Origin of the sequence: Psychrobacter sp. ANT_H56B, assembly GCF_008369245.1 — a bacterium.
Lineage (GTDB): Bacteria > Pseudomonadota > Gammaproteobacteria > Pseudomonadales > Moraxellaceae > Psychrobacter > Psychrobacter cryohalolentis.
The window spans coordinates 1-4,738 of sequence record NZ_VOBF01000022.1 but is presented as its reverse complement, the minus strand read 5'-3'; the positions used below and the strand labels follow the sequence as shown (position 1 = coordinate 4,738).

At 42.0% G+C, this 4,738-nt stretch carries 6 protein-coding genes; 5 read left to right on the top strand and 1 reads right to left on the bottom strand.

Annotated features, from left to right (window positions below; genetic code table 11):
* The first annotated feature begins 250 nt into the window (after nt 1-250).
* The 5 genes from FQ082_RS12870 (at nt 251) to FQ082_RS12850 (ending at nt 4,402) form a co-directional block, all read left to right on the top strand.
* On the top strand, nt 251-1,231 hold the full coding sequence (locus FQ082_RS12870; RefSeq protein WP_149493452.1) for a MobA/MobL family protein: 981 nt from the start codon (nt 251-253) through the stop codon (nt 1,229-1,231).
* Nucleotides 1,228-1,779, top strand: a complete 552-nt coding sequence (locus FQ082_RS12865) for a coiled-coil domain-containing protein (protein WP_149493451.1) — start codon at nt 1,228-1,230, stop codon at nt 1,777-1,779. The genes FQ082_RS12870 and FQ082_RS12865 overlap by 4 nt, the downstream gene beginning before the upstream one ends.
* Nucleotides 1,780-1,851: 72 nt before the next feature.
* Nucleotides 1,852-2,526, top strand: a complete 675-nt coding sequence (locus FQ082_RS12860) for a tetratricopeptide repeat protein (protein ID WP_223145367.1) — start codon at nt 1,852-1,854, stop codon at nt 2,524-2,526.
* A gap of 319 nt (nt 2,527-2,845) precedes the next feature.
* On the top strand, nt 2,846-3,793 hold the full coding sequence (locus FQ082_RS12855; protein WP_149493450.1) for a replication initiation protein: 948 nt from the start codon (nt 2,846-2,848) through the stop codon (nt 3,791-3,793).
* 429 nt (nt 3,794-4,222) lie between these two features.
* Nucleotides 4,223-4,402: a ribbon-helix-helix domain-containing protein gene (locus tag FQ082_RS12850; protein WP_149493449.1), complete on the top strand. Its 180-nt coding sequence runs from the start codon at nt 4,223-4,225 to the stop codon at nt 4,400-4,402.
* Here the strand turns inward: FQ082_RS12850 and FQ082_RS12845 are convergent.
* Nucleotides 4,394-4,663: a hypothetical protein gene (locus tag FQ082_RS12845; protein WP_149493448.1), complete on the bottom strand. Its 270-nt coding sequence runs from the start codon at nt 4,661-4,663 to the stop codon at nt 4,394-4,396. The genes FQ082_RS12850 and FQ082_RS12845 overlap by 9 nt on opposite strands.
* Nucleotides 4,664-4,738 lie beyond the last annotated feature (75 nt).

Below are 4,738 nucleotides of genomic sequence, written 5' to 3'. Positions count from 1 at the left end.
ATCGGTTTCTTTCGGCTTCATTTCTTGCCAGTTTTTGTTCTATCGTCAGCATAGTGTTATCCGTAGTTTAAATTGTTTGTGCTAGTATATCATTGTAGTTTTGTCTTTTCACTTCTCTGTCTTTTTAGATAAGTGCGCATTTACGACTTGATTATTTTATTCCACGTTGTTCCTTAAAATATCAAATCCTAAATACGTCCTGCGTAGCAAAAGCCAAAACCTTAAAGACCTTACTAGCGAGATTTTGAAAATGGCAATTTACTATGCGACTACAAAACCGATTAGCCGTACCAGTGGCAGAAGTGCAACTGCATCGGCTGCGTATCGTGCAGGGGTAAAAATTGAAGATAAACGCTCAGGTAAAACACACGACTATAGCAAGCGTGGCGGAGTAGAAATGGCGTTTACTTTCGATAAAAACTTGAAGAAAATTGACCGCAGCGAGTTATGGAATAAAGCGGAGCTTGCCGAAAATCGCAAAGATGGGCGTACCGCTAGGGAGTGGGTTTTAGCCATACCTCACGAGTTGATACCTGAAGATAAAGACAAGCGTAAAGACTTCAAACAAAACGAGGGTGCAAGGGTAGCGGTCAGGTTCGCCAAAGCCTTAGCAGAGCGATATAACGTAGCCGTTGATGTGGCTATTCATACGCCTGATAAGCAGGGCGATAACCGCAATTATCATGCTCATATTATGACCACTACAAGAGAGTTTAGCCGTACAGACAAAGGTATTGAGCTGGGCGATAAGGCAGCCATTGAGCTATCCAACACCAAGCGCAAAGCGTTGGGGCTAAGTTCCTCAACGACCGAAATCAAAGAGCTACGCAAAGAGTGGGAAAACATCGTAAATACGCAGTTAGAAAAGCTAGGTATTGATGAGCGTATCGACCATCGAACCCTAAAGCAGCAAGGGATAGAGCAGAAACCAACGATTAAGATTGGTTGGAAAGCGTCAGCAATGGAGCGTAGAGGTATTGCGACCGATAAAGGCGATCTAAACCGAGAGATTACCGCAGATAATCAGCAGTTGCGTGATTTACAGATAGAGTTTGCAGCCCTTACAGAGGCTAAGACAGAGATAGAGAACGTCAAAGAGCAAGCCAAAGGTATGCAGGACTTCAAAGCAGAATATGAGTTATTTAAACAAGCGCAGCAGCAACAAAAATTAGTCAGTCAGGAAATCGAAAAAACCCACGAAAAGCAGCAGGACAGAGGTATTGAACCATGAGCGATGACACCACAAAACAGCATCTATTTGCACTGATGGCACACGCAGAAGAACAGCAAAAGAACATTGACCAAACCATCGACATAATCAACAAACAACAAGCCCAGATAGAGAGCTTGCATAAACAACTACCAAACCTCGCTCAGCACTTATTTACGGACTCTCTCAATGGCGCTAGAACATCCATAGAAAGTGATTTAAGTAACCATGCAACCAAAGCGGCTCAAGACCTTAGACAAGCATCTAGGGAGGCAACGAAAGCAGCACAAGAAATCAGAGAAGCGAGAACGGCGCTTAGTTGGAAATTTGTGTTTTTGTATGTTGGAGGGCTTTTAGCTGTTACCTTTGCCTTACTTTTGGGGTTAGTGGTTTACGCCCCTACTCTTGATGACATAGCAGACCGTAGAGCAACAGTAGCAGAGCTTAACAACCAAAATGGTGACTTAGATATTAGCCGATGCAAGGGTGAGTTATGCGTTAGAGTGATGAAAAAGAAATGTGATTTTGGGGCATCGAAGGATTATTGTGTTTTAGATTTGAAAGACTGAACATTTTTACGTGGTAAAAATGGATAATAGTGGCTTGTACTAAAGAATTTTATTCCTGAGGAATGTTCTATCATGCATATAATAAAAAGAATTTTTATCTCCAAAATAATAGTTTTAGGCTTATTTTTTGGAGTGAATACATCAACTATAGCATCAGAAAAACAGCCGTTTGAGGCTTGGGTTGTAAATCCATCGAACCCAAATGAGGCTTGGCGCGTGAGCCAATCAGATCCCGACACAAATGCAATGGCAGATTTACTTGAAGCTCAGGAAATCGTAAGTGCAGCGGAGACAGATAAAATTAACGATTTTATTTATGGTACTGAGATATTAGCAGAGCAAGGTAATATTAGTGCTCAAGTATCCTTAGCACTAATGTACGAAAATAGCGAAATTGTCCCTCAAAAATATCATCTCCCTCAAGATTATCATCAAGCATTTATTTGGTATGAAAAAGCAGCTAATCAAGGCGATATGGCAGCTCAAGCAAAACTTGGACTTATGTACTATGAGGGTAAGGGTGTTCGTCAAAACTATGCTTTGGCTAGAAAACTGGTCTTGAAAGCAGCTAATCAAGGAGACCCAGATGCTCAAGGTTTGATAGCTGAAATGTACGAAGAAGGTAGAGGTGTTCGCCCCGATAAGGTTCAAGCTAAAGAATGGTATGGCAAGGCTTGTGATAACGGTGATCAATATGGTTGTGACCGTTATCGAGCATTGAATGAAAAGAGCTATGTTAAGCCCTGAATAATGACTAACGCCCTAGCGGTTGTTGGGTCAGCGTTGATCCGTGTGCGAACTGATGCACACGAACGCCGCTCGACCTTTACAACAGGGCAAAAATAGGCGTAAACTCAAACGCTAGAAACGAGTAAGCCCCAACAGTTGGAAGCTGTCAGGGCTTAATGTAATTCATAAGTGTACGACCACTTAGAACCACGAATCGATTTGTGTATTTTAGGCGGTTGCACACACTAAGACAAGGCTTTTTTGTATTTGGTGGGATAGGTTTCAGTATTTTTTAAGTAACCCATACTACTACCTGATGCAAAACTGAAATTTTATAGTGTACGCAATCAAACAAATAGACCCGACCGACTGGCAGAGCGTCAGCACTCTAGCCCAATTCTACGCAGACCTAGCGACTAACCCCTATTGCACCAATGACAAGGGTTTTAGTCACATCCGCACCAAATCAAACGCTATAAAACACGCCTACATTCAGCCCAACCGCCCCAACGTGTGCCGTTGGCTTGTCTTTGATATTGACGACCCCCAAGCCTTATTTGCTTACCATGATAAGGGGTTACCACGCCCTCAAATCATCATAAAAAACCCTGAAAATGGTCATGCTCATTACGCCTACAAGCTAACAACACCAGTAGGTGAGGGCGGAAAGTCCAGTACAAAAGCCCTCAAGTATTTAAGCAGCGTTCAACACGCCCTACGCTTGGCATTGGGAGCAGACCGCAGCTATGGCGGCAATCTCATTAAAAACCCTTGCCATAACGCACACATGGTATATATAACAGGGGCTAAGCCCTCTTATGAGCTTGCAGAGCTTGCCGAACATTTAGACCTACAAAGCCCTATCAAAACTGATGCAGCCAATGACTACGGATATGGGCGTAATTTCAGCGTGTTTGAATACGTTAGACACCAAGCCTATCCACTAGCCGAAACACATAGCTACAGTGCGCTAGAGAGCGTTTTAACTGGCATTGCAAACGATTATAATCAGCGTTTTGATGAACCGCTATTTCCTAACGAGCTAAAACACATCGTCCGAAGTATTGCCAGATATTGCTCAAAAAAGGACTTCACAGTAAGCCACAAGGCGTTTTCAGAGCTTCAAAGAGCAAGAGTAACTAAGCGGTGGGGTGATAACACAGACAAGCAAAAACAAGCCCTAGAAATGTACCAAAATGGCGTTAAAAAGACGGTCATTTCGAAGGAGTTAGGCGTAACCACTAGAACCCTTACAAACTGGGGCTTACAGAGGAAGAAAAAGTAAAAACAGGAAATACCATAATCAGATAACAGCCCGAAGGGGTTTTTAGTGGTTGCCGTTAAGCTCAGCTAATCAATTCTCGAGCTGTTTTGCTCCGCCCCAAAATCATCAAAAATTAATCAGTCTTTTTCAATCGACCGCAGTCGATTGCTGTGACCCTGCCAATAAGCCTAATGTTCTACCGTTTTGTATCTATCCTCTTAAACCTAACCTAGATTATGCTCTTATTGGCTAGATTATGCCTCTAGCTGCTGCTTTGCTTGTTGTTCTGCTACCCTAGTATCGTTTATACTTTTCCAAGCCCTTAGAACGCATTGTGTGGCTTTGGTTATTTTTAGGTTTTCATGTTTTTTTGAATTGCATTAACAATAGTATTGCAATGCACTAACAAAATTAGTATTATCACCAAATCAGCAGATTGGGAGTCTTATCATGGCAAATAGTTTACCAGACAGAAGTGACAGCACGTTTACTTGCAGAGCCGATAAAGAATTGGTTGAGGCGTTCAAGAAAATAGCCAAAGACAATAACCGCACCGCAAGCCAACTGGTTAGAGATTATATGTTGGCTTACGTCAAGAAAAACGGTCAAGGCAAGTTAGATTTAGACTGATGTGTTTTCGCCAGTATCATTGACCATAGCTTGTCTTAATTCTTCGAGCAGAGGTTCGATCCGTTTTACATCAGCAGGACGGGTGATATGAGTGCTAGCGTTCTCAAGTATAAATTTAGCGATACCAGTATTAGTCTTGGCAAGGGATAAGAACATACCGCCAATAATTACTTTTTGACCAGTCTCTAATGAATTTTTTTTAGCCATTAATCGGTTTCTTTCGGCTTCATTTCTTGCCAGTTTTTGTTCTATCGTCAGCATAGTGTTATCCGTAGTTTAAATTGTTTGTGCTAGTATATCATTGTAGTTTTGTCTTTTCACTTCTCTGTCTTTTTA

What these genes read in the sequence shown, in the direction of transcription:
- FQ082_RS12870 (WP_149493452.1), top strand. Translation starts at nt 251, where the DNA reads ATGGCAATTTACTATGCGACTACAAAACCGATTAGCCGTACCAGTGGC.
- FQ082_RS12865 (WP_149493451.1), top strand. Translation starts at nt 1,228, where the DNA reads ATGAGCGATGACACCACAAAACAGCATCTATTTGCACTGATGGCACAC.
- FQ082_RS12860 (WP_223145367.1), top strand. Translation starts at nt 1,852, where the DNA reads ATGCATATAATAAAAAGAATTTTTATCTCCAAAATAATAGTTTTAGGC.
- FQ082_RS12850 (WP_149493449.1), top strand. Translation starts at nt 4,223, where the DNA reads ATGGCAAATAGTTTACCAGACAGAAGTGACAGCACGTTTACTTGCAGA.
- FQ082_RS12845 (WP_149493448.1), bottom strand. Translation starts at nt 4,663, where the DNA reads ATGCTGACGATAGAACAAAAACTGGCAAGAAATGAAGCCGAAAGAAAC.